The organism is Methanogenium sp. MK-MG (assembly GCF_009914725.1).
Lineage (GTDB): Archaea > Halobacteriota > Methanomicrobia > Methanomicrobiales > Methanomicrobiaceae > Methanogenium.
This window is the reverse complement of the sequence record NZ_JAAAWJ010000035.1, coordinates 1-19,247: the sequence shown is the minus strand read 5'-3', so window position 1 is coordinate 19,247 and position 19,247 is coordinate 1. Positions and strand designations below refer to the sequence as shown.

Sequence of the window (19,247 nt, the reverse complement as noted above, 5' to 3'; positions counted from 1 at the left end):
AGATCAGAATATTATGGACTATATCGCCGTCTCACGCATCTTCATGGCCTATGGTATAGATGCTGACTCCGTGATGGCCTCGATTGACGACCTGAAACAGGCAATGATATGATCATCGACTGGTATGCATACTGGGCCATCGGGCGGCGCCCGGCGAAGTACCGGTCTGTACGCCTGGACCTCCTCTCCGCACGGACCGGGCTGACAACTGAGCAGTATATCACCTGCTGTGTGCTGATATCCCTCAGCTTCGGTGCGGTTACCGGCATCATCGGCTACCTGATTGCGCAGATGCTCTTCTTCCCTGAGGTGCATACCAGCCTCTTCAATATCTTCGGCACAACGATACCTGCTGTTACCATCAGCCAGCCCACTCTGCCGGAGATGGTGCAGCGCAGCCTTGTCGCCCTGCTCTTCTTTGTCGCTGCAACACTTCTTATCTATCAGCTGCTGCTCCGCTATCCGGGGATGGTGAAGAATAACCGGTCTGTCCGGATCAACCTGACACTCCACAATGCGGTCAGCTATATGTATGCGATGCGCCGGGGCGGAGCGGAAATTCTTCCGATATTCAAGTCTCTCTCAGATAACGCTGAGATCTACGGGGAAGTGGCATATGAGTGCCGGCAGGTGGTGCGGGACACCGAGTACTTCGGAATGGATGTGGTCAGCGCGATACGGAATCTCTCTCTTACGACACCTTCAGAGAAACTGAAGGACTTTCTCGAGGACTTTGTCTCCATCATTGAGTCCGGCGGGAATGTGGCGAACTTCCTCGGGTCCCGGGTGCGGGTCTACCAGGACGATGCCCAGTTCGAGCAGAAGCAGTTTCTCTCCACCCTCCAGCTGGTGGCAGAGTCCTATGTGACCCTCTTTGTGGCAGGTCCGCTCTTTCTCATCATCATCATGGTGGTGCTGGGTCTGATGGGGCAGACCTCCACGGTCCAGCTGAGTGCCGTCGTCTATGGACTGATTCCCATCGGGTCTCTCATCTTCATCATCTTTGTGGATATGATCTCTCTGCACACCGATGATGTGCGGCGGATGACACGGCGGGTGGTGCTCCGCGAGTTCCGGGATGTGCGTGTGGTAAAACGGGAGGGTGATGAATGCCTCTTCTCTCTTCTCTACCGCAATGACCGGTGGAAGCATCTCTGGGAATTTGTCCGCCACCCTCTGGGCTGGTTTATGACCGATGTGAAGCGGACGTTTCTTGTCACCGTTCCCCTGATGCTCTGTTATCTTGCCTTCGTCTACGTGGTGGTGCCGCAGTATCAGGACTTTGAGCTCTACCTGAATGTGGTCGACGATCACCTGATCATCGCCCTTCTTATTGTGCTGGTGCCCTATGCGGTTCTCTTTGAACTCTGGAGACGGAAGGTCCGCGGCATTGAGAAGAGCATCCCGGAATTCCTCTCCCGCCTCTCCGGCATCAACCGGGTCGGGCTGACACCGGCACGGGCCATCGCTGTCCTGGAAAAGACCAATCTGGGGCTCATCTCCTATGAGATTCACCGGATCAAACGCGATCTGGACTGGGGGGGTCTCTTTTCAGATGCCCTCGTCCGGTTTGAACACCGGGTGCAGACCGCGGCCATCGCCCGGAATGTGACCCTGATCACCAAGGCGAGCGAGATGACGGGGGATATCGCCGAGATTCTCTCGATTGCAGCAAACGACGCGAGGATGTCTGAGACACTGAAACGCGAACGTCTCGCTGACATGATCACCTACATCATCGTCATCTACCTCGCCTTTGGAGTCTTCGTCTTTGTGGTGGTCGTTCTGGACTGGAACTTCCTTTCCGTTCTGAGGGATATGGGGGCAGGTGAGAGTCTGAAGGATCTGCCTTCCTCGATGCTGGCGATCACAGAGGCAGGCACACTTATTATCATATCACGTCTGCTCTTTCATGCCTGTCTCATCAATGCCATCTTCTCCGGCCTGATTGCAGGACAGATGGGCGAGGGCTCGCTGCCGGCGGGAGTGAAGCATACGGTGATAATGCTCGTCATCTCACTAATTATATTCAATTTGGCATTCTGAAGGCGGGATACAATGAAAAGGCCGACACGGACAGATGAAAACGGCATGATGGGTATAGAGGCGGCCATCATACTGATTACCGCCATTGTAACCGCATCAGTTCTTGCAGGGGTCATCCTGCATATGGGATATTTCTCGGCAGAGAAGACTCGGTCGGTGGCGTATGAGGGTATCGGCCAGGTGGGGACGACTGTCGTAACGACGGGCAACGTGCATGGAGTGGAACGTGGTGATGATCTGGGTGCCTTCCGGGTGACATTTGTCATCCCTGCGGGCAGTGATATGATTGACTTCTCTGCGGTGCAGGTGACTGTGGCAACACCGGAGAGTCTCAACGAAATCACAGCCGCCGACCCGCTTGCGACTGCATCGCCTGCGGCCGGCACCTGGGGCATTATCCGCCGGGTACCTGCGGGGGGTGATCTCATTCTGGAGGACAACGAGCGGTTCACCATCGAGGTATCTTTGCCTGCAGGAGAGGAGATACCGGTGAAGGGTGAATTTGTGCTCTCCGTTATACTGCCTGACGGGAGTGTCTGGCGGTTTGCAGGTGTGGCCCCGGCCAAGACTGATCCTGTGATGATCCTTTCCTGAACGCGGTGAACGGGGGATCATCAGGCTTATATCCGCTGATGCCACAGGGGAATCAGGTCAACTACCCGCGACTAAATAAAGTCGTGGGCTTTCTGCCTGTTTTGATCGCGAATGTGTTTGGTATCATGATTGATGGCATCCGTATGCCGCCCCTGATGCAACAGGACGGAAGTGCTCTCCCTTCCGGTATCACACCTGTCTGAAGATACGGTAGCAATCTCCTGCATTTCGTTTTTTAAAACAGAGAGATACCCTCTGATTGATTCTCTGAAAGGGGCAACCGGCCCTGTTCTGCGCCGAAAATAACAACCATTAATACACTTCCTTTTCATGAGTTAATGTATCGCCGTGAGAGGAGGGATGGATGAAGACTGAGGTCTTACAGAGCATCAAAAAGACAGAAGAAGAAAGCAGATCCTTGATTCAGGCTGCGCGTGAGCAGAAAGCCAAAATGTTGGCCGATGCGCGCATTGAAGCCGAAAATCTGATTGCGAAAGAGACTGAAGGTGCCGAAGAGTACAAAGCCAAGCGGATTTCTGACGCGCACGCCGAAGCTGTGAAGAAGAGCGCTGTTATCATCGCAGCAGGTGAACAGCAGGCAGCATCGGTGCGGGCAGATTCGAAAAAGAACCTTGAAGAAGCGGTTGACCAGCTCGTGAACCATTTCAAGGTGAAGCTCAATGTTTGAACCCCAGACAATGAGCAAGCTGCTTATTGCAGCGTCGAAAGATCAGCTTGAAGCTGTAGTGCGTGAGTTGTACCGCCATAATCTCTTTCATATCGAAGATTTTGTGGAATCAGATGCACAGGGTCTTGAGGGATGTAAAATAGGCATGCCTCTCCCTGGAGCGAGTGAATCATCATCAGAACTTGTCCGTATCCGGTCGATTGAGAACACCTACAGTGTATCTCCCACATCCATGGATGCAGGCGAACAGAAGATGCCGACATCAGAGGTCAGACAGCGCATCGAGCGTGAGCTGTTAGCCATTGAAAAGGAAGCGGCAGCATTCTCTGGTGAGAAGGTTTCGCTTGAGAACACCATTCGTGATTACAGGACACGGATTGCAGAACTGAAACCTTTTACCGTATTCCCGGCGAATCTTGCCGACCTGAAAGGGTTTGAGTATTTTGCGGTCTTTGCAGGGCTTGTTCCTGCACAGGTCAGTCTCGGTGTTCCGAATGAGACGTTCATCGCTGCATATGACAAGAGCAATCTGCTGATTGCAGTCGTTCCCCGTGAAAACGCAGAAGAGGCCGAGAAGGAACTCTTCGATGCAGGTTTCCAGCCCGTTCAGATTCCGGACGAGGATGGCACTGCAGGGGAAAGGACGGTATGGTATACTCATGAGATTACCCGTCTTGAGGGGGACCTCGGGGCGGTTTCCGGGCGTATTTTCGCCCAGAAAGAGAAAAACGCAACGTTTCTGGTGGCGTGCGATGAGCTTCTCACGGCAGAAGTGGAGCGTGCGGAAGCACCGCTTCGGTTCGCCACCACAGAAGAGACGTTTGTAGCAGAAGGCTGGGTTCCTGCCGACATGGTAGCGGTGCTCACGTCAGATCTGCAGTCGGCAACCGACGGCAAAGTCTTCATTTCAGAGGTCGGGTTTGACCCCATTGAAGATGCAGTCCCGGTCGAGTACCACAATCCCAATTTCTCGAAGCCGACCGAGATGCTGATGGACATCTATTCGCGTCCACAGTATGGTGAATTAGATCCGACCATTCTGGTCTCTATCGTCTTCCCGATATTCTTTGGTTTCATCCTTGGTGATGTCGGATACGGTATTATTCTCCTTGCACTCGGGTTCTATCTCAGGAAATTCCTGAAAGACGATGCAGGAAAAAAACTTCTCGATGTGTTAAGAAACGCGAGTATTTCGAGTATTATCTTTGGTCTGATATACAGTGAGTTCTTTGGGTTTTCCCTTCCGTGGAGCCCCATTGGTATTAATCGTCACTTACTGATCGGCAGTCATGCAGGCGGTCACGGCCCCGATGTCGTGCTGATGCTCGTTCTTACCGCCTGGGTAGGCATTCTTCACATCACGCTGGGCAGAATGATCCACATGTATAATGGCGCGAAGATGATAACGCCAGGCCGTCACCGGAGTAAAGTTATCTTCGGCCAGTTCGGCTGGATTCTTGTCATGTGGGGTATACTTCTGGTGCTGTGGTCTCTCTTTGAGATGCCTCTTATGCCGGTGCTCGCCGGATATCCCGCAGTCTTTGCAGGTATCAATGGATTCGGAGTGGCTGGTGCCGTTCTTACCCTCGTGGGTATTATCGGTATCGGGCAGGATTCATTGCTCGAACTTATGGAACTTCCGACTGTTATCAGTCACGTGCTGTCCTACACACGTCTTGCAGCAGTGGGCCTGTCGTCTGTCGCGATTGCAATGGTCACAAACTACATCGCAATCGAACTGATCATCGACCCGCAGCTGGCAAACCTGAATCTTGTCGGAGTTATCATCATCTTAATCGGAATTGTGATCTTTTTGGTCGGCCACACACTCAATATCGCACTGGGTATTCTGGGCGGTGGGTTACACTCAATTCGTTTACACTACGTCGAGTTCTTCACCAAGTTCTACAAGGGTGGAGGCAAAAAATACGAACCATTTGGAAAATTACTAAAATTTACGGAGGATTAAAATATGGCAGTTGAAACTATGACAATAGAAATAGTTGAAGCAGCAGTTGCAACAGCAGCTGGATTCAAAGCAATTGGTGCAGGTCTCGCAGTAGGCCTTACCGGTATGGGTACAGGTCTCGCACAGTTCGGTATTGGTAGCGCCGCCGTCGGTGCAACCGCAGAGAACAAAGAGATGTTCGGTCTCGCATTGCTCTTTACGGTTATTCCGGAGACAATCGTTATCTTTGGTCTTGTTGTCGCACTCCTGCTCTTATTCTGAGGACTGACGAATGGCATTGGATGCTGTAGTCGGTGAAATCCGGGACAAGGGCATCAGGGAGTCTGAGGCAATCAAGAGCGAAGCCAAGACAGAAGTCAGCGCAATCCTTGCAGAGGCACGGGAGCAGGTCATCGCCATAAAGATGGCAGCAGAGGAGGAGGCAAACCGCCAGAGGGGCTATATCATGGCCCAGGAGGTTGCCGCCGCCAATCTGTCCGTCAAACGTGAGACCCTCAATGCCCGGAAGGATGTCCTCGATGAGGTCTTTGACCGGGTCGTCGCAGATATTGCGGCGCTCCCGGACGAATTCCACCGAAAGGCCGTCCGCGAACTCTGCAAGTCAGCGGCAAAGGAGCTTGGCGAAGGTGTCTTCTACTGCAATGAACGTGATGTTCATTCAGTCGAGGACGCGCTATCGAGCCTGAAGACCCTGTCCGGTTTCTCACTGGCAGGAACAAAAGACATCACCGGCGGCATTATCGCAGAGAGTGCTGATGGAGCGCTGCAGCTTGACTGCAGCTACTCTACCTTCATCTCTGAGGTGTGGGAATCCGGTTTAAAGGATGCATCTGATATCCTGTTCGGGTAGGTATGGAGGGATATATACATGAGTTCAGTTAGCATAACTGGCCCTGCTCCCTACATCTACTCGAGTACCCGTATGCGTGTCCGGAAGGCGAAGCTCATCGGTCACGACGAATACATGCGGATGCTCAATATGAGCCTGCCCGAGATCACCCGGTCTATCGAGGAGAAGGAGTATAAGGCAGAGATCGATGAGCTTGCCTCATCGTTCTCCGGTCTCGACCTTGTTGAGGTCGCTCTCTCCTGGAACCTTGCAAAGGAGTTCCAGAATGTCCTCGGTATCATGCCCGGTCTGATAAAGAAGTTCACGGCAAGCTACCTGCAGCACTGGGATATCTATAATGTCCTCACGATTCTCCGCGGTAAGACCCAGGGGGTCAGTGCGGGGAAGATAAAAGAGGTCCTTATCCCGGCAGGCAGTCTTGACCGTGTTGCTCTTGACCGTCTCTTAGCGGAAGATTCACCCGAGCGTATCGTAGAGGCCCTGTCTTCATGGTCCCTGTACCCGGTGCTCGAGCGTGAATTCCCTGCTGCAATGGAGAAGGGCACATTCGGCGATCTTGAAAATGAGCTTTTCAAGGCGTTCTACCGCTATATTCTCAAGCAGACGGCAAGTGGTGTGAAGGGCGGCAAACCGTTCCGCGACTACCTGAAGCTTGAGATAGACCTCCTGAACATCAAGACTGTCGTCCGCCTCTATAAGGGCGGTGTCAGGGAAGATGTGCGTATGCTGATGGTCGAAGGCGGCAGTTTCTCTGTCGATGAACTGATCCGCCTTGCCTCTTCAGAGAGCATGGAGGAGATTCTTGAAGGGATCAGGAAGCGGTATCCCGAAGGCCCCATTGGTGAACTGATGGATTCGGCTGATAAGAGCATGCCGCTGCATGAGATGGAGAATGCACTCACGCGGGTGATGCTTGACCAGATGGACCGTATCTCTAAGAGATATGCGTTCTCCATCTGTCCGACCCTTGTCTACCTGATGCGCAAGCGCTACGAGGTGGCAAACCTCAGGGCGATTGCCCGTGGCAAGGAATCCGGGCTTCCCGGAGAGAAGATTGCCGAGTTTCTGGTGGTGTGATAGGCAATGGAGATAGCAGTAGTCGGAAACAGTGACTTTATTCTCGGGTTCAGGCTTGCGGGTGTTGAAATGACCGTGGCCGCCGAGGATGACGCTTCACTCACGGATGCCGTGACCCGGCTGATGGCGGATGAGACAGTGGCAATACTGGTCATCCGCGGCAGCGACATGGGCCGCCTTCCTGAGCGCCTGCAGACAGAGCTTGGCGAGTCTGTACGGCCGACCGTCGTGTCAATCGGCGGAGGAGAGGTCGGCGGGGTATCAATGCGTGATAAAATTAAGAGAGCAGTGGGTGTTGATTTGTGGAAGTGAAAGAAAATTCGAACGGAATACTTAAGCGTATCTCCGGGCCGGTTGTCACCGCAGTCGGTCTTAATGCACACATGTATGATGTGGTGCAGGTCGGAGACGAGCAGCTTATGGGCGAGGTCATCAGGATTGAGGGGGATAAAACCATCATCCAGGTCTACGAGAACACCTCTGGTATCAGACCAGGTGAACCCGTTGCCAACACCGGCCTCTCTCTTTCAGTTGAGCTCGGACCGGGCCTTTTGACCAGTATTTATGACGGTATCCAGCGGCCGCTGGAGGTTCTTGTGGAGAAGATGGGCAACTTCATCGAGCGTGGTGTAACAGCACCGGGTCTCTCACATGAGAAGCTCTGGGAATTTGTCCCGGTTGTTAAGAAGGGCGACGCGGTTGTGCCGGGTGCCGTCATCGGTGAAGTACAGGAGACGAACATTCTCACCAAGATCATGGTGCCCCCGAGATCGAAGGGCGGTGTGGTCACCGATATTAAGTCCGGTGAGTTTACCATCGACGATGTGGTCTGCACCCTCGACAATGGTGAAGAGATTACGATGATGCAGGTCTGGCCTGTGCGTGTGCCGCGTCCGGTGACAGAGAAGAAGAACCCGGACATTCCGCTCATCACCGGCCAGCGTATCCTTGACGGCCTCTTCCCCATTGCAAAGGGCGGTACCGCCGCTATTCCGGGTCCGTTTGGATCAGGAAAGACGGTTACCCAGCAGGCACTGGCAAAGTGGTCCGACGCACAGATTGTTGTCTACATCGGCTGCGGTGAACGTGGCAATGAGATGACTGAAGTGCTGACCGAGTTCCCTGAACTCGAGGACCCGAAGTCCGGAAAGCCCTTAATGGAGCGGACCGTGCTCATCGCAAACACCTCCAACATGCCTGTGGCAGCCCGTGAGGCAAGTGTATACACCGGTATCACCATCGCAGAGTACTTCCGTGACATGGGATTCGACGTCTCCTTAATGGCAGACTCGACCTCCCGCTGGGCAGAAGCAATGCGTGAAATTTCTTCACGTCTTGAAGAGATGCCCGGTGAAGAGGGATACCCGGCATACCTGGCCGCCCGTCTCTCTGAGTTCTATGAGCGTGCCGGCTGTGTCGAGACCCTGAACCATGATTCAGGCTCGGTGACGGTTATCGGTGCGGTTTCACCGCCCGGCGGTGACTTCTCTGAACCGGTCACACAGAATACCCTGCGTATTGTGAAGTGTTTCTGGGCACTGGACGCAAAGCTGTCCCAGCGCCGTCACTTCCCTGCCATCAACTGGCTGAACTCGTATTCACTCTACTTAGACACCCTGTCCAAGTGGTATGACGAGAACGTCTCACCTGAGTGGAACAGTCTGCGTGTCTGGGCGATGGAAGTCCTCCAGAAGGAAGCAGAACTCCAGGAGATTGTGCAGCTCGTCGGGTCTGACGCTCTGCCTGATGAAGAGCAGATCACGATTGAAGTGGCCCGTATGCTCCGTGAAATCTTCCTCCAGCAGAATGCGTTCGACCCTGTCGACACCTACTGTTCGATGGAGAAGCAGTTCGACATCATGAAGTCAATCAAGACCTACGCAGAACTTGCATACGGCGCCCAGAAGCTTGGCGTGCCGCCTGCAAAGATCATCACGATCGCTGCGAAGAATGACCTGCCACAGGTGAAGTTCATGAAGGACTACAAGGAAGAAATCACCCGCATCAACTCCGCAATGGGAGCTGAAGTCGGTACACTCAAGGAGGCATACCAGAGATGAAAGAATACCGCACGATCAACAAGATCGCAGGCCCGCTTGTCTTTGTAGAGAAGACCGAGCCGGTCGGCTACGAAGAGCTTGTCAACATCGTCCAGGCAGATGGTACGGTGAAGCGTGGTCAGGTGCTCGATACGTCTGATGATTTCGTGGTTGTTCAGGTCTTTGAGTCCACTGCCGGTATCGGCAGGGACTCTGGTGTCCGCTTCACCGGCGAGACTATTAAGATGCCTGTCAGCCGTGATATGCTCGGACGTATCCTGTCCGGTGCAGGTAAGCCAAAGGACGGCGGCCCGGAGATTATTCCGGAGAAGCGCCTCGACATCGGCGGTGCGGCGATTAACCCCTACGCACGCGAGTCCCCGGCAGATTTCATCCAGACCGGTATATCCACCATTGATGCGACAAACACACTTGTGCGTGGCCAGAAACTCCCGATCTTCTCGGGTTCAGGTCTGCCGCACAACGAAATTGCGCTTCAGATTGCCCGTCAGGCACGTGTGCCCGGTTCTACTGAGGAGTTTGCTGTTGTGTTTGCTGCGATGGGTATCACCAAGGAAGAAGAGAACCAGTTTATGGCTGACTTCGAGCGCACAGGTGCTCTCGAACACGCTGTGGTGTTTTTGAACCTTGCAGATGATCCGGCAGTCGAGCGTATCATCACTCCGCGTCTTGCACTGACAACCGCAGAGTACCTGGCATTTGAGCTGGGCTACCATGTGCTTGTTATCCTCACCGATATGACCAATTATTGTGAGGCTCTCCGTCAGATCGGAGCGGCCCGTGAGGAAGTGCCCGGACGTCGTGGATATCCGGGATACATGTACACCGATCTTGCATCGCTCTACGAGCGTGCCGGCCTGATTAAAGGTCTGAAGGGATCTGTGACACAGCTGTCCATCTTAACGATGCCCGGTGACGATATTACGCACCCGATTCCTGACCTGTCCGGATATATTACGGAAGGCCAGATTGTGGTTAACCGTGATCTCCACCGGAAGGGTATCTACCCGCCGATCAATGTGCTGCCGTCCCTTTCCCGTCTGATGAACAATGGTATCGGCGAGGGCAAGACCCGTGATGACCACAAGAAGGTCACCGATCAGATGTATGCAGGCTATGCGGAAGGAAACGATCTCCGTGGTCTTGTCGCGATTGTTGGTAAGGACGCACTCTCTGAACGTGACCAGCGGCTGTTAGAGTTCGCTGACCACTTTGAGAACCGCTTTGTCCGCCAGGGACACGATGAGAACCGGACGATTGAGGACTCGCTTGATCTCGCATGGGAGCTGCTTGCAACCCTGCCGGAAGAGCTGCTTGTCCGTATCGACCGTGGTCTGATACAGAAGTATCACCCGAAGTACCGCAATAAGGAGGCATAATCACCATGGCGCTGAAAGATGTGAAGCCAACACGGTCCGAGCTTATCGGCCTCAAGAGGCGGGTCAAGCTCTCGGAGCGTGGGTATAACATCCTGAAAATGAAGCGCGACGGGCTGATCCTTGAGTTCTTCAAGGTGCTGGAAGAGGCGAAGGGCTCCCGGGACGCGGTCGGCGAGAAGTACGACGCGGCCCGGCAGATGATCGCTGTGGCAAATACCGTGGAAGGTGCGATTGGGGTGAAGGCGGCGGCCATGTCTGTCCGTGAGAAACCCCAGATCACCCTGAAGCAGAAGAACATCATGGGCGTTGTGGTCCCTGAGATTGAAGCATCCAAGGTGAAAAAGAACCTTGCCGAGCGCGGCTATGGCGTGCTCGGGACATCCGCGGTCATTGATGAGACCGCGAATGCCTTTGAGGAACTGGTCGATGAGATCATCCGGGCTGCTGAGATTGAGACGACGATGAAGCGTCTCCTTTCAGAGATTGAGAGCACGAAACGCCGTGTCAACGCACTTGAGTTCAAGGTGATACCTGAACTTAAGGAGGCCTCTGCATTCATCAAAATGCGGCTTGACGAAATGGAACGGGACGAAATCGTTCGCCTGAAGAAGATCAAGGCGAAGACTAAGGCCTGATTTTCTTTTTTTTTGTTTGACGCTTTGTTTGAGTTTTATTTTTTAATTCTCTGAATTTTGAGAGATTTTATTTAAATTTAGATATGTTTAAGGCATATCTGGGTAGATTCTCAGTAGTTACATCTGTACATTTGAGGGTGATATAATGGTAGAATTACTCGATTCAACTGCAAAAATTACAAGTGGTATCCAGGATTTAATTCGTGATAGCAAGGGAGAAAAATTGATGCTTATCACTCCCTATGTTCAAATTGCAAGTCAATTTAAACTTGATATTAAGGATTTGACCGTCTTCAGGACTCAAATTACAGTGATTGTCAGGGAGGGTGAAAATCACAATCCCCAGGATGTGAATTTTTTGCAGGAGATGAGTGGAGTTTCATTATGGACGCTCCCAAATCTCCACGCAAAGTGCTATCTCAATCATAAATGTGCAATCATTGCTTCAATGAATCTCTATGCATATTCGCAGGTCAATAATACAGAGATTGGTGTTCTTATTAGTAGGGAAAATGATCCTGAATTGTATGACCAGGTTTATGAGACAATGCGGAGAATCCACCGGGAAAGCTGTGAGTATGAATTTGAAATCGTGAAAAAGAGTGAAAAACCAAAAGAAACCAAACAAGAATACAAAAAAAATCCCCCGGAAAAATCAGCCTCGAAAAAGAATGGAAAGCTGGAAACGGGTCATTGTATCCGGTGCGGAAAACCGATGCCATTTAATCCTGATAAACCACTATGTGACAAGTGCTATCCTATCTGGGCCAAATACGGCGATAAAAAGTATACAGAAAAATTCTGTCATATTTGTGGGGAAGATGTTCCCTCTCACAAGAGTTCGTATGAGAAGCCGGTTTGTTATCCGTGTTATAAAAAATATTTGAAATGAGCATTAAAATTGGAGATAATATATTAAATCCATTATGATTTATATGACTTCTTGTTTGGTTAAATATTCAGAAATTTGTGATTAATATGTCTAGACATTTATTACCTAATTCATCAAAATTGATTCCAACTTTAGAAAGTATTTTTCGGAGTAATGGGCTGGATGATATCACTGATAGGATACGGGGAGTTGAATGTGAGTATTCAAAAAATCGCGAACCTATCAATATAATGAAGCCCAGATATTCATTAAAAATGCCTGTCGATTTGAATCTTATAGTGCCTGGAGAAGACTTTTCATTTTTTGAAAATAACAAAATAAAAAAAATATTCAAAAATTTAGCAATAAAATATTGGATAAAAATTGTGCTTATTTCTTCTGTGACGTTAATGTAAAGCCTAAATTATTGTCTTCTAATTTTCAGAATAAATTTGATTCAGATATTGATCTCACCATTAGTATTTTTACAGGTGATGAGAAGCACTCCATTCCAGAAATGATCATTCAGAATTCGAAAGAGATGTCAATTGCTTATCAATATGTGTACATTATCGAGAATGTTCTCAGATCGCATATAGAAAATAAGGGCATTTTACTTTTCGGAGACGAGTATCTTAAAAAAATTTCCGTACCGAGGAAAATAACAGATAAAATTGAACAAAGAATGGAAAATGATGAAAAGAATGTCTGGATGTCCTTTGATAGGGACTCTCACTTGAACCATTTGGACCTCATGGATCTGTATAATTTGGTCGAAAATAATTGGGATTTATTCAGAAATGATTTTCCAACGAAAGAATGGATTAAGTCAAAGATTGCAGAGATAAATGAATGCAGAAAACTAATCGCTCACAATAATAACTGTATTGGCCCTCATTCAAAAGAAGTCTTGATTACAAATTCTAAAAGTATTTTGAAGCAATTGGGATATTTAGGGTGATGAGTGCGGTTTTTTCATGGAAAGACTGAATCAATTTCTGCTCCCCCCTCTCATTTAGGTTTAATAAGACCGAATGCCTTTGAGGAACTGGTCGATGAGATCATCCGGGCCGCTTGGGATTGAGACGACGATGAAGCGTCTCTTAAATGAGATCGAGAGCACGAAACGCCGTGTCAACGCACTTCGGATTCACGGTTATTCCGGAACTCAAGGAAGCCTCTGCATTCATCAAAATGCGGCTTGACGAAATGGAACGGGACGAACTCGTTCGCCTGAAGAAGATCAAGGCGAAGAGTAAGGCCTGATTTCTTTTTTTTTGTAATTCTGATTTTTACTTTCATCCTGCAGTGGGAATATTTATTATCTGAGGATGCCATTTTCTTGATCATGTCATATGGTCAGATAGTCTGGAGTTGGATGGAAGGGCTGTTGTCTTTTCTGTTTTCAGAGGTCTGGGACCAAATCACTGGCGTCTTAGATGATCTGCGTTTTTCCCTGATTGATTCAGTTTTTGGGGCTATTGCAGTGGATAATTCTTATCTTCAGGAGATATTTGAAACATTTCATGGCTTAATTACAATTGTTCAGGCTTTGGGTGGTTTGGTAGGATCATTGGTATATCTGGGTTTTGCTATAACCTTATTAAGGATGTTCAGGACTGTATTTTCAATCCGATAGGTGTAAAAATGGCAACAAAAATTGAATCTGGTCTGTCTCTGGAAGGAGATGATGCCCGTGCATTCCATAGATATATGGAACATCCGGATGATACCGAAGCCGGTCGTGAACTCATCAGGGAAGCATTGCGATTGACGAAGAGCGATCCTGATTCCCGTTGATTTCGTTCATTTGGAATTGGGAATCTCTATTGTCGTAAGAAAGATCTGTGGTGCTTTGGGGATTTCCTGTCCTGAATTTGTCAGATCATCGATATACAGTTTAGTTGCATCTTTGATGTTTTCAAGTGCTTTTTCAAAGGATTCCCCCTGTGCATAACATCCCTGAAGCGCGGGAACCCGGGCATAGTAGCCATCTTCTTCCTTTTCGATGATGACACTAAACTGAGTCATTGTTATTTCTCCTCCTGAGCTTTTTTCTCATCTCGGCTATCGAAAGGGTGCCTTCATTCTTTCTCTCTGCAATAATCGTGAGGTCATGCAAACCTTCCTGCATCTGCTGATATTCTGAAAATGGCAGAATCACCGATATTTTGTTACCGTTTTCATCGACGATATATTGTTGCGGTGAAGATTGCATGAATCAGTATCATGTTCAGAATGATAAATATATTTCTGAAGAGATCATACGGGCCGCTGAGATTGAGAGCACGAAACGCCGTGTCAACGCACTTCGGATTCACGTTTATCCAGGTATTCCAAGGGTGTCACTGCCGCCTTTAAAATCCCCAAGTGTGCCGGTTTAAAAATCCACAAAAACCAAACCTCGGTTGATCACCCCAGAGGTTTGGCAGATGTTGAACATGGAGGATTATTTGATGATTCGGGACATTGCCCACGACGTGGAACGGGAACGAGGCTGGAAAAAAAGATGAGAAAAACGATAAAAAAATCCCATCACTTCTTTATGATATAATATGTGTGTGATCCTGAACCCTTCTTTTCAAGGACTTTAGATTCTCCGGACTGAATCAGGTAGATCAGTTCCTCTAAATCCATGGTTACTGTTGCACGCACTCCACACAAATATGTAACAGTAAGGGAGTTACTGTTTCATTTTTGCGTGAAACAGTATGAAACAGTAAACCCATTGGAGAATCGATTGGTAAATCAATCAGAAATGTCAGTAAATCACGTTTAAAGCAAACTATTGGTTTATTCATCCATGAGCGTTGTTTTTACTGTTTCATCAGTTCAGCATGAAACGGTCTCATGAATGGATTTGCCTGCCTGAATTATGTGAAAACGGTATATATCTTCAAACCGTTCACTGGAAACACTCTGTTCTGCTTTTGGAATTTCCTGTCCTGAATATTTCAGATCATCGAGGTTTAGTTTTGTTGCGTCTTCTCCTAAATGAAATCGAGAGCACGAAACGCCGTGTCAACGCACTCCGGGTTCAAGGTGATACCGGAACTCAGAGGAGATCTTTCGCATTCATCAAAATGCAACCTGACGAAACGGAACGCGACGAGAACGTTTGCCTGAAGAAGATCAAGGCGAAGAGCAAGGCCTGATTTCTTTTTTTTAATTTAACAAGATATATTAGCTGAGAAATAGATTTCTCACAATATGGGTAATAATAAAATATCGCTGCTTGTTTTGTCGTTACTTTTTCTTGGAATTATTGTCTCAACGAGCTGTGGCTGTATTGAAACGGATTCAAAGTCAGAACAGGTTGGAGATACTGATTTGGGTGTTGCTGTTGTTGAGCATGAATACGTATTCGGATTCATGGAATCAAAATATGATGCCAGAATATGGGTGATGGGTGCTGACGTTGTCGATGTGCAGGGGATTACAGAATCTGAATTAGAGGGGTACTTAGACCAATATGTGAGGGCAAACTCCCCTCCCAAGACTGTTGTTTACACTCCGGTTAGCACGGAACTATCCAGTCTGGAAGTCATAGGGGATGTATCCGGTCTGGATACCGATGGTGAAGGTGTTGCGGTTGACACGATACGATTTACAGTCGGACTTGCTGCCGGTGGTTCTCCGGTGAATTTCAGTAGTGCCCAGATGGTGTTTTCTACCCGTGATGGTGTTGAAATCCTAAAACAGAGCAGTCCGATAACCAGTGAAACCACAACGGCAGGACACTGGACGATTGCTGATGGTGCTTTTGATGATCTGTTACTTGAAGGAAATGATACATTTACCCTTTGTGTCATGCCTACGACTGCACTGCCTGCAAACCAGCAGTTCAATCTTGAGATTCGTCCGTCTGTCGGGGGATCATTTGCTCTGATAAGAACCGTGCCTGCAAAGATACATGAGGTAAATATCCTGAATTAGGCATTCCCATCCCTCTTTTTTTCAAAGTTTGTAGGAAGCCGGTGCGTAAACTTATCCGGGAAGCACTGCGATTGATGAAGAGCGACCAGGTTTCCTATTGATTCATTTCCTGTTCTCATCGACGATATCATGTCGCGGTGAAGACTGCATGAATCCGTATTCTGTTTTTGAATACCTGAATCTTTTCTGAAAGGATGATTGAGATCATCCAAACATCTAATATGTATGCAGGTGTGGTAGTATGTATGCAGTCGACATCGATCCGGATTCAGGCAACGACCCGCGATCATCTCCAGCGGCTCAAAAAACATTCCCGTGAATCGTTTGATGATGTCATCACAAGGCTTCTTGACGCAACCGTTGATGATGAACCCCTGAGTGAAGAGACGCTCGCGACCATCGAAACATCACTGAAGGAATACCGTGAGGGAATTTACTATACCCATGAAGAGATTCTCACAGAATTAGGTGTGGCTGATGAGCCTGCAAAAGGAACATCTGCGACAAAATCCACCGTAATATCAGCCAAAAGACCCTCCCGAAAATCCGGAACAGCAGAGACGGATGCCCGATGAGATATCACCTCAGGTATTCATCGTCCGCACGGCATGCCCTGAAACATCTTCCCCGCGAAGTGGCGCTGAAATTTGTCGCTGAGCTCCAGGATCTTGCAGAAGAACCTGACCCCCGACTCTATGTGAAACGGCTTCAGGGAGCAGGAGTGCCTCCCTTTTATTCGCTTCGTATCGGGCAGTACCGTGCGGTGATGTCCATTCTGGATGAAGTGATGGTAATTCATGTGATTGAGGTCGGGCACCGGGGGGGAGTGTACCGGAAGTTTTAGCCTCAATATTTCTGCCTGTTCGTCCCCCGTTTATATCTCCCGTTTTGACGTCTTCCGGAACGCCATCTTCCGGAACGCCATCTCCCGGAAGATCGCGATCTTTCTCTCCTCATCGTCCGTGATGACAACCGTATAGGAGGCGAGTTTTGGGTTCCGGGTAAACTCCTCCGCCGTGAGGGTGCCGTCCCGTTCTCCCGTGCGAAGGAATCGGCGGCGAAGAACTCCTTTGCGTTATCGATATCACCGGATGATGACATACGGTGAGACTGGAACCGTGAGAAAAAAAAGGTTATTCCATAAGCAATTTGCCCTGCTTAGGAACCGGACAGGGAATGCAGGTGTAACGGGCCATTCATTGCATTACCTCATGATCCTCAACAATTTTATCGTAAACATCGATAGACCATATCTGGTTGCAGATCTCAAGATAGAGATCACAGCGCCTGTCAATCTCTTCCTTTCCAAATATTTCATAAGGCTCAAACGAAAGTTCCGCATCACTGATGTAGCTTAAAAATGTAGGATTATTTTTGTAACAGTCTTTGTTAAGCGACTTTGCAAGCAGATTCTGGCCAAAATAATTTTTACATTTAAGGGGGAAATCCTCGCATCCAAGACTCTGGTTAAATCCTCTTGTCAGAAGCACAAGGTTTCCCGGACAATTTCTGTATTCATTAAACTCTGCTTCTGATTCAAATTTATCCTGATTTCGTTCCCATACATCCGGAATAATATGTTCAATCTCAAACGGTTTTTTCAGTTCCCATGATATATAATCAGGATAATTAGAAGGAATCCCGCATTCTTTTTCTATATGTGAGGTAATTCTTGCCAGAAGGCGGTGGATTCTCTTCCGGTTCTGTTTGTTTAGATAAAGCTGACCGATATTGTCAAAATTTTCATCAATATTTTCAGTAAATCTCGTTAATTCAGTTGAGAGATCATCAATATCAAGTCCGCGTATATCCTTTGTAAAATTAAATATTGTATAAGAAATCGCTGAATTTCCAAAATTGTGTGAGTTTACAATACGCCTTGCTATAAACTGGTCAAGAAACGCTGAAACAAGATTTATTTTGGTGTTAACGGTATTCTCGTCATCTCCTGGATTTAATGGTGACAAAATGAGAGGATATTGTATTGAAGTGAAACCATTTGAGTAGAGGTAATACAAATACGGGAATTTCTCATTGAATGAATAAGTGTTTTCAAGGATTTTTTTGTGCTGTCTTGCAAAGAATGAATAATCCAAGTCGATAAACTTTGAAAAATCACGGTGAGTATTAAGTCCGGCCTTCTCTTTCTCATCTCGCACCCACTTATGAAAAGAAGTCCCGATCTTTTCAAAATCACGATTGGCGGCACCTCTTGTTCTTTCTCTGAAAGTTTTTGCATATTTTCCCCTGAGCCATGCCTTGAAAAAATCGGAAGCATCCTCTGATTTGTCAACCTCTTTTAGTTCAGCCAGATATTTTTTCCATATTTCATGGCAATGGTTCTTCTCGTCCTGATCGTCAATATTTGCAAGAAGATATCCTTTCAGCATCTCAGTCGAACTCAGAGGCAAACCCCTGTCATTCATTGTCTCAAAGATGGTATAGGCATCATCATCGTTGTCTGCCGATATCTCAACAATATCGACATTATCGGTAAGCCAGTCGATGAAATATGCAAGAGCATCTCCTTTCAGTTCATCCGGAAATATCTCTTCTATATCCGAATATCGCTCAAGCATAGTTTCAATAGATTCGGGTGAGTCAGAAGAGTTAAACTCCTCATTTTTATAAAGAGAATGAAAGCACCTTTCTCTTTCCTGAATATCAAGATTAAATGATTTTTTTCCGTACTGCTCGGAAAAAATAAGATTTTCAATATTGACGATACCGTTCTTCTTCTCATTCTGGAGATTGTTGAGATAAATCAGAAGAAGAGTCAGGGTTGTTAGCCTCTGCTGACCGTCAATAATAAAATTTTTCCCGTCTTTTTTGCTAATAACTACTGAACCAAGAAAATAATGTGGATAGCTTTGAACCTTCGTTCTTTCATGACATGGATCATAGTGATTGAAAAATCTGGTCTGAAAGTCATCAATTAACTCCTCCACCTGCTCTCTCTCCCACTTGTATTCCCTTTGGTAATAGTCAATAGAGTATTTGACACCGTTTAGCAGTTCACATATTGTTTTTGTCTTTCCTTCTATTCCAGTACTTTAAAAATCCCTGTTTTTTTCACCACTTTCCTACGAGTTTTGCCTAAAAGTTAAGCACTTTACAATTTCATCCATTATCTTTCCAACTC

At 48.1% G+C, this 19,247-nt stretch carries 22 protein-coding genes and 1 pseudogene; 20 read left to right on the top strand and 3 right to left on the bottom strand.

The genetic code is table 11. From position 1 onward, the window contains the following. Nucleotides 1-108: 108 nt before the first annotated feature. The 17 genes and pseudogenes from MKMG_RS06720 (at nucleotide 109) to MKMG_RS06640 (ending at nucleotide 13,969) form a co-directional block, all read left to right on the top strand. On the top strand, nucleotides 109-2,046 hold the full coding sequence (locus tag MKMG_RS06720; RefSeq protein ID WP_165076792.1) for a type II secretion system F family protein: 1,938 nt from the start codon (nucleotides 109-111) through the stop codon (nucleotides 2,044-2,046). 12 nt (nucleotides 2,047-2,058) lie between these two features. Continuing rightward, a complete protein-coding gene (locus tag MKMG_RS06715; RefSeq protein ID WP_165076790.1) occupies nucleotides 2,059-2,640 on the top strand; it encodes a hypothetical protein in 582 nt (193 codons plus the stop codon). 38 nt (nucleotides 2,641-2,678) lie between these two features. Further along, a complete protein-coding gene (locus tag MKMG_RS06710) occupies nucleotides 2,679-2,843 on the top strand; it encodes a hypothetical protein (RefSeq protein ID WP_165076788.1) in 165 nt (54 codons plus the stop codon). Nucleotides 2,844-3,004: 161 nt separating this feature from the next. Then, nucleotides 3,005-3,328, top strand: a complete 324-nt coding sequence (locus MKMG_RS06705) for an ATPase (RefSeq protein WP_165076787.1) — start codon at nucleotides 3,005-3,007, stop codon at nucleotides 3,326-3,328. After that, a complete protein-coding gene (locus MKMG_RS06700; RefSeq protein WP_165076785.1) occupies nucleotides 3,321-5,297 on the top strand; it encodes a V-type ATP synthase subunit I in 1,977 nt (658 codons plus the stop codon). Before MKMG_RS06705 ends, MKMG_RS06700 begins: the two co-directional genes overlap by 8 nt. A gap of 3 nt (nucleotides 5,298-5,300) precedes the next feature. Continuing rightward, nucleotides 5,301-5,558 carry an ATPase gene (locus tag MKMG_RS06695; protein ID WP_165076783.1) on the top strand — a complete coding sequence of 86 codons (258 nt, stop codon included), beginning with the start codon at nucleotides 5,301-5,303 and terminating at the stop codon, nucleotides 5,556-5,558. 10 nt (nucleotides 5,559-5,568) lie between these two features. After that, nucleotides 5,569-6,147 (top strand): V-type ATP synthase subunit E family protein, encoded by a 579-nt coding sequence (locus MKMG_RS06690; protein ID WP_165076782.1) that lies wholly within the window; start codon nucleotides 5,569-5,571, stop codon nucleotides 6,145-6,147. Nucleotides 6,148-6,165: 18 nt separating this feature from the next. Continuing rightward, nucleotides 6,166-7,224, top strand: a complete 1,059-nt coding sequence (locus MKMG_RS06685; protein WP_165076780.1) for a V-type ATP synthase subunit C — start codon at nucleotides 6,166-6,168, stop codon at nucleotides 7,222-7,224. A 6-nt stretch (nucleotides 7,225-7,230) separates the two neighbouring features. Then, nucleotides 7,231-7,536 carry a V-type ATP synthase subunit F gene (locus tag MKMG_RS06680; protein WP_165076779.1) on the top strand — a complete coding sequence of 102 codons (306 nt, stop codon included), beginning with the start codon at nucleotides 7,231-7,233 and terminating at the stop codon, nucleotides 7,534-7,536. Beyond that, nucleotides 7,527-9,284, top strand: a complete 1,758-nt coding sequence (locus tag MKMG_RS06675) for an ATP synthase subunit A (RefSeq protein WP_165076777.1) — start codon at nucleotides 7,527-7,529, stop codon at nucleotides 9,282-9,284. The genes MKMG_RS06680 and MKMG_RS06675 overlap by 10 nt, the downstream gene beginning before the upstream one ends. Further along, on the top strand, nucleotides 9,281-10,663 hold the full coding sequence (locus MKMG_RS06670; protein ID WP_165076775.1) for a V-type ATP synthase subunit B: 1,383 nt from the start codon (nucleotides 9,281-9,283) through the stop codon (nucleotides 10,661-10,663). Before MKMG_RS06675 ends, MKMG_RS06670 begins: the two co-directional genes overlap by 4 nt. A 5-nt stretch (nucleotides 10,664-10,668) precedes the next feature. Next, nucleotides 10,669-11,298, top strand: a complete 630-nt coding sequence (locus MKMG_RS06665; RefSeq protein ID WP_165076774.1) for a V-type ATP synthase subunit D — start codon at nucleotides 10,669-10,671, stop codon at nucleotides 11,296-11,298. 145 nt (nucleotides 11,299-11,443) lie between these two features. After that, nucleotides 11,444-12,190: a hypothetical protein gene (locus MKMG_RS06660; RefSeq protein ID WP_165076772.1), complete on the top strand. Its 747-nt coding sequence runs from the start codon at nucleotides 11,444-11,446 to the stop codon at nucleotides 12,188-12,190. Between the two features lie 352 nt (nucleotides 12,191-12,542). Beyond that, nucleotides 12,543-13,130: a Swt1 family HEPN domain-containing protein gene (locus MKMG_RS06655; RefSeq protein WP_165076771.1), complete on the top strand. Its 588-nt coding sequence runs from the start codon at nucleotides 12,543-12,545 to the stop codon at nucleotides 13,128-13,130. Between the two features lie 75 nt (nucleotides 13,131-13,205). Next, nucleotides 13,206-13,435: pseudogene (locus MKMG_RS06650) on the top strand (V-type ATP synthase subunit D); the annotation flags it as partial. Nucleotides 13,436-13,517: 82 nt separating this feature from the next. Further along, nucleotides 13,518-13,808, top strand: a complete 291-nt coding sequence (locus tag MKMG_RS06645; protein ID WP_165076769.1) for a hypothetical protein — start codon at nucleotides 13,518-13,520, stop codon at nucleotides 13,806-13,808. 8 nt (nucleotides 13,809-13,816) lie between these two features. After that, the gene (locus MKMG_RS06640) at nucleotides 13,817-13,969 is read left to right on the top strand and encodes a hypothetical protein (RefSeq protein ID WP_165076767.1); all 153 of its coding nucleotides are present in this window, start codon (nucleotides 13,817-13,819) and stop codon (nucleotides 13,967-13,969) included. Between the two features lie 6 nt (nucleotides 13,970-13,975). Here the strand turns inward: MKMG_RS06640 and MKMG_RS06635 are convergent, their stop codons facing one another. Both MKMG_RS06635 and MKMG_RS06630 read right to left on the bottom strand, forming a co-directional pair. After that, complete coding sequence (locus MKMG_RS06635) at nucleotides 13,976-14,200, bottom strand: type II toxin-antitoxin system HicB family antitoxin (RefSeq protein WP_165076766.1); 225 nt, start codon at nucleotides 14,198-14,200, stop codon at nucleotides 13,976-13,978. Continuing rightward, nucleotides 14,187-14,387: a type II toxin-antitoxin system Phd/YefM family antitoxin gene (locus MKMG_RS06630; protein WP_165076764.1), complete on the bottom strand. Its 201-nt coding sequence runs from the start codon at nucleotides 14,385-14,387 to the stop codon at nucleotides 14,187-14,189. Before MKMG_RS06630 ends, MKMG_RS06635 begins: the two co-directional genes overlap by 14 nt. Before the next feature lie 992 nt (nucleotides 14,388-15,379). Here MKMG_RS06630 and MKMG_RS06625 point away from each other — a divergent pair. The 3 genes from MKMG_RS06625 to MKMG_RS06615 all read left to right on the top strand — a co-directional run bounded on the left by MKMG_RS06625 (nucleotide 15,380) and on the right by MKMG_RS06615 (nucleotide 16,949). Further along, nucleotides 15,380-16,105: a hypothetical protein gene (locus MKMG_RS06625; RefSeq protein WP_165076763.1), complete on the top strand. Its 726-nt coding sequence runs from the start codon at nucleotides 15,380-15,382 to the stop codon at nucleotides 16,103-16,105. Between the two features lie 245 nt (nucleotides 16,106-16,350). Further along, nucleotides 16,351-16,680 carry a hypothetical protein gene (locus tag MKMG_RS06620; protein WP_216842883.1) on the top strand — a complete coding sequence of 110 codons (330 nt, stop codon included), beginning with the start codon at nucleotides 16,351-16,353 and terminating at the stop codon, nucleotides 16,678-16,680. Then, nucleotides 16,677-16,949: a type II toxin-antitoxin system RelE/ParE family toxin gene (locus tag MKMG_RS06615; protein WP_165076761.1), complete on the top strand. Its 273-nt coding sequence runs from the start codon at nucleotides 16,677-16,679 to the stop codon at nucleotides 16,947-16,949. Before MKMG_RS06620 ends, MKMG_RS06615 begins: the two co-directional genes overlap by 4 nt. A 352-nt stretch (nucleotides 16,950-17,301) precedes the next feature. Here MKMG_RS06615 and MKMG_RS06610 read toward each other — a convergent pair whose 3' ends face one another. After that, a complete protein-coding gene (locus MKMG_RS06610) occupies nucleotides 17,302-19,119 on the bottom strand; it encodes a DUF262 domain-containing protein (protein ID WP_256366070.1) in 1,818 nt (605 codons plus the stop codon). Between the last annotated feature and the right edge of the window lie 128 nt (nucleotides 19,120-19,247).

What these genes read in the sequence shown, in the direction of transcription:
- MKMG_RS06685 (WP_165076780.1), top strand. Translation starts at nt 6,166, where the DNA reads ATGAGTTCAGTTAGCATAACTGGCCCTGCTCCCTACATCTACTCGAGT.
- MKMG_RS06680 (WP_165076779.1), top strand. Translation starts at nt 7,231, where the DNA reads ATGGAGATAGCAGTAGTCGGAAACAGTGACTTTATTCTCGGGTTCAGG.
- MKMG_RS06715 (WP_165076790.1), top strand. Translation starts at nt 2,059, where the DNA reads ATGAAAAGGCCGACACGGACAGATGAAAACGGCATGATGGGTATAGAG.
- MKMG_RS06670 (WP_165076775.1), top strand. Translation starts at nt 9,281, where the DNA reads ATGAAAGAATACCGCACGATCAACAAGATCGCAGGCCCGCTTGTCTTT.
- MKMG_RS06695 (WP_165076783.1), top strand. Translation starts at nt 5,301, where the DNA reads ATGGCAGTTGAAACTATGACAATAGAAATAGTTGAAGCAGCAGTTGCA.
- MKMG_RS06720 (WP_165076792.1), top strand. Translation starts at nt 109, where the DNA reads ATGATCATCGACTGGTATGCATACTGGGCCATCGGGCGGCGCCCGGCG.
- MKMG_RS06640 (WP_165076767.1), top strand. Translation starts at nt 13,817, where the DNA reads ATGGCAACAAAAATTGAATCTGGTCTGTCTCTGGAAGGAGATGATGCC.
- MKMG_RS06710 (WP_165076788.1), top strand. Translation starts at nt 2,679, where the DNA reads ATGCCACAGGGGAATCAGGTCAACTACCCGCGACTAAATAAAGTCGTG.
- MKMG_RS06630 (WP_165076764.1), bottom strand. Translation starts at nt 14,387, where the DNA reads ATGCAATCTTCACCGCAACAATATATCGTCGATGAAAACGGTAACAAA.
- MKMG_RS06635 (WP_165076766.1), bottom strand. Translation starts at nt 14,200, where the DNA reads ATGACTCAGTTTAGTGTCATCATCGAAAAGGAAGAAGATGGCTACTAT.
- MKMG_RS06645 (WP_165076769.1), top strand. Translation starts at nt 13,518, where the DNA reads ATGTCATATGGTCAGATAGTCTGGAGTTGGATGGAAGGGCTGTTGTCT.
- MKMG_RS06665 (WP_165076774.1), top strand. Translation starts at nt 10,669, where the DNA reads ATGGCGCTGAAAGATGTGAAGCCAACACGGTCCGAGCTTATCGGCCTC.
- MKMG_RS06625 (WP_165076763.1), top strand. Translation starts at nt 15,380, where the DNA reads ATGGGTAATAATAAAATATCGCTGCTTGTTTTGTCGTTACTTTTTCTT.
- MKMG_RS06690 (WP_165076782.1), top strand. Translation starts at nt 5,569, where the DNA reads ATGGCATTGGATGCTGTAGTCGGTGAAATCCGGGACAAGGGCATCAGG.
- MKMG_RS06620 (WP_216842883.1), top strand. Translation starts at nt 16,351, where the DNA reads ATGCAGTCGACATCGATCCGGATTCAGGCAACGACCCGCGATCATCTC.
- MKMG_RS06700 (WP_165076785.1), top strand. Translation starts at nt 3,321, where the DNA reads ATGTTTGAACCCCAGACAATGAGCAAGCTGCTTATTGCAGCGTCGAAA.
- MKMG_RS06705 (WP_165076787.1), top strand. Translation starts at nt 3,005, where the DNA reads ATGAAGACTGAGGTCTTACAGAGCATCAAAAAGACAGAAGAAGAAAGC.
- MKMG_RS06615 (WP_165076761.1), top strand. Translation starts at nt 16,677, where the DNA reads ATGAGATATCACCTCAGGTATTCATCGTCCGCACGGCATGCCCTGAAA.
- MKMG_RS06660 (WP_165076772.1), top strand. Translation starts at nt 11,444, where the DNA reads ATGGTAGAATTACTCGATTCAACTGCAAAAATTACAAGTGGTATCCAG.